A 2,564-nucleotide genomic window follows, 5' to 3' on the forward strand; every position below is an offset into this window, starting at 1 on the left:
TCGATGATGCGGTAGATGCCGCCGAAGGTTACGGCCGGCTTGGCGCGGTCACGGGTCAGCGGGTAAAGCCGTTCTCCGGCTCCTCCAGCCAACAACACTCCCAAAGTGTCTTTCATGTCGCTCTCGCTTGGATGCGATTGCTGGATTCAGGAAGCCGTCGGATGGGGAAAAAGTGGCTGATCGCCGCACCGAAAGCCTGCACCGAAAAACAGTAGATACTAGCACAGCCGGAGAAAAAACGTGGGCGGGCCACAGCCGACCGCTACGCGGCTGATTGCCGATCTTCCTCCGTGACTCTGCGCCTCCGTGGTGGATGCGGCCTTGCCGCGCGCCCGGTGGTCCCCTTGCCTGACTGCAGGGTCTCATTCTGAACCGTAACCCGTAAGTTGTTGAAAGTTGGTTGCAGCCATCTGAACCTGCAAAAAGCCGCTCAGGATCGCATCTGGAATGCTCTTTCCCAAGCCGGGAACCGCCTTCTGACGCGGACTAATGCCCAGGACGACCCAAAGCCTCACCCGCAACCGAAAGCCCGTCAGCGGGCCTGCAAACCCACCTGGCGACGGTTTCCCATTTTGGGAATAAATGCGTATCTCTGCGTATGTACAACCGATGCAAAATGCAACACTAGGCGCAGCGCCCGACCGTGATCCATCAGGGCGTGAAACCCCGCGCGCGAGATTCCTGAACACGATTGAAGCGGTAACCGCACTGATAGAGACCGTGGTAAACTGAAAGCCCGAACGCCGGAGAGGTGGCCGAGTGGCTGAAGGCGGCGGTTTGCTAAACCGTTGTACGGTCAAAAGCTGTACCGGGGGTTCGAATCCCCCCCTCTCCGCCAGATCACTCGTAGGTAGGCGCTTAGCTGCTACTACTGCAGGGAACGACTAGTCTTACCGACTTCAAGTGGAGCACAACCGGAGCACACTAAGGTCTCAGAAGACTGGCTCATTGCTGCGATCGCATCCGGCGATTCCGTCTTGATCTAACAGTTGTGGATCGTCCAACTGGTCAAAATTGACCATTCTTAGTTTCTGAATACCTCAATACTAGAGTTCGGATAGCACAGAAAATATTTCTAACGCGCAAAGCAGCAGAGCGCGTTTCCTGAGTTCACCTCAACCCCAACTCCGAAGCCACGGCGGAATATCGATGTCTGTTATGGAAGCAGCAGTCCCGACCGGAACGCTCGCACTTGTTCATAACCGGCCCGTGGCTCACCAACCGATGCCCGTCACGGTCCCCGGACCGCAATCCAGCGCCGGACTTCCGAGCCGCATCGCTGTGATTGGAAACTACCTTCCACGGCAATGCGGGATTGCTACTTTCACCACCGACCTGTGCGATGCCATTTCCGGTGCGTGTGGGGCGGCGCAATTGTTTGCCGTTCCGGTGAACGACACGGAATCGGGCTACGACTATCCGGAGCGGGTGAGGCTCGCGCTCACACAAGATGACTTGTCATCCTACGAACAAGCGGCCGATTTTCTGAATTTCACGAATTTCGACCTGGTGTGTTTGCAGCATGAGTATGGAATTTTTGGCGGTCCTGCGGGCAGCCACATTCTCAGGCTTCTGCGGAAGCTCAAGATGCCGGTCATTACTACTCTGCACACGGTACTTCGGGAACCGAATCCTGACCAGCGCCGGGTGATGGAAGAGATCGCCGAACTATCGGATCGACTGATTGTCATGAGCGAGCTCTCTTCGCAGTTTCTGCAAGAGATATTTAAAGTGCCTGGCAGCAAGATCGACATGGTGCCTCACGGCGTGCCCGATCTGCCATTCCTGGATCCAAATTTCTACAAAGACCGTTTCGGGGTGGAAGGAAAAGCAGTGCTCCTGACCTTCGGCCTACTCTCGCCGAACAAGGGAATCGAAAACGTAATTCAGGCTTTGCCGCACATCCTGGCCAGACATGAGAATGTCGTCTACATCGTCGCGGGCGCGACTCACCCTCACATTCTGCGCCGCGAGGGGGACCTCTATCGGTCGCGCTTGCAGGCGCTGGCGAAGGAAATGGGAGTGGAGTCGAAGGTAATCTTCCATGATCGCTTCGTGAGCCCGGCGGAGATGCTCGAGTTTATTGGCGCAGCGGACATCTACATCACGCCCTACCGCAGTGAGACTCAGGTAGTCTCGGGAACGCTCGCCTATGCGCTGGGAGCAGGCAAGGCGATCATCTCGACCCCCTACTGGCATGCGATCGAACTGCTGGATGACCAACGCGGCGCATTGGTACCCTTCGACCAACCGGATGCGATCGCTCGAAAGACAGTCGAGTTGCTCGACACCCCTGCCATACGCCACGCGATGCGGAAACGGGCCTACTTGTTCGCGCGGGACATGATCTGGACAAAGGTCGCTCAGGACTACATGGCAAGCTTCGCACGCGCTCGCAACGACCGCATGAGCAACCCACGGGTGACGTTCGTGGATGCGGTGCCCACGAGGTGCCTCGACAGGCTGCCCGATCTGAACCTGGACCACATGCATCTCCTGACTGACGATACCGGCATGCTGCAGCACGCGACCTTCGGCGTCCCCAACTACAGCGAGGGGTATAC

General features: G+C 57.4%; 2 protein-coding genes and 1 tRNA gene. 2 read left to right on the forward strand and 1 reads right to left on the reverse strand.

The annotated features are described in order from the left end of the window. Nucleotides 1-116 (reverse strand): sugar phosphate nucleotidyltransferase (locus WA354_RS19930; RefSeq protein ID WP_472814772.1); only part of this gene is annotated, 116 nt, incomplete at its 3' end. Nucleotides 117-745: 629 nt separating this feature from the next. Here WA354_RS19930 and WA354_RS19935 point away from each other — a divergent pair. Together WA354_RS19935 and WA354_RS19940 are read left to right on the forward strand one after the other, a co-directional pair. After that, nucleotides 746-838: transfer RNA gene (locus WA354_RS19935), tRNA-Ser, on the forward strand. Between the two features lie 320 nt (nucleotides 839-1,158). Further along, nucleotides 1,159-2,564 (forward strand): glycosyltransferase family 4 protein (locus WA354_RS19940; protein ID WP_472814771.1); only part of this gene is annotated, 1,406 nt, incomplete at its 3' end.

It is taken from the genome of Occallatibacter sp. (genome assembly GCF_049802275.1).
Lineage (GTDB): Bacteria > Acidobacteriota > Terriglobia > Terriglobales > Acidobacteriaceae > Telmatobacter.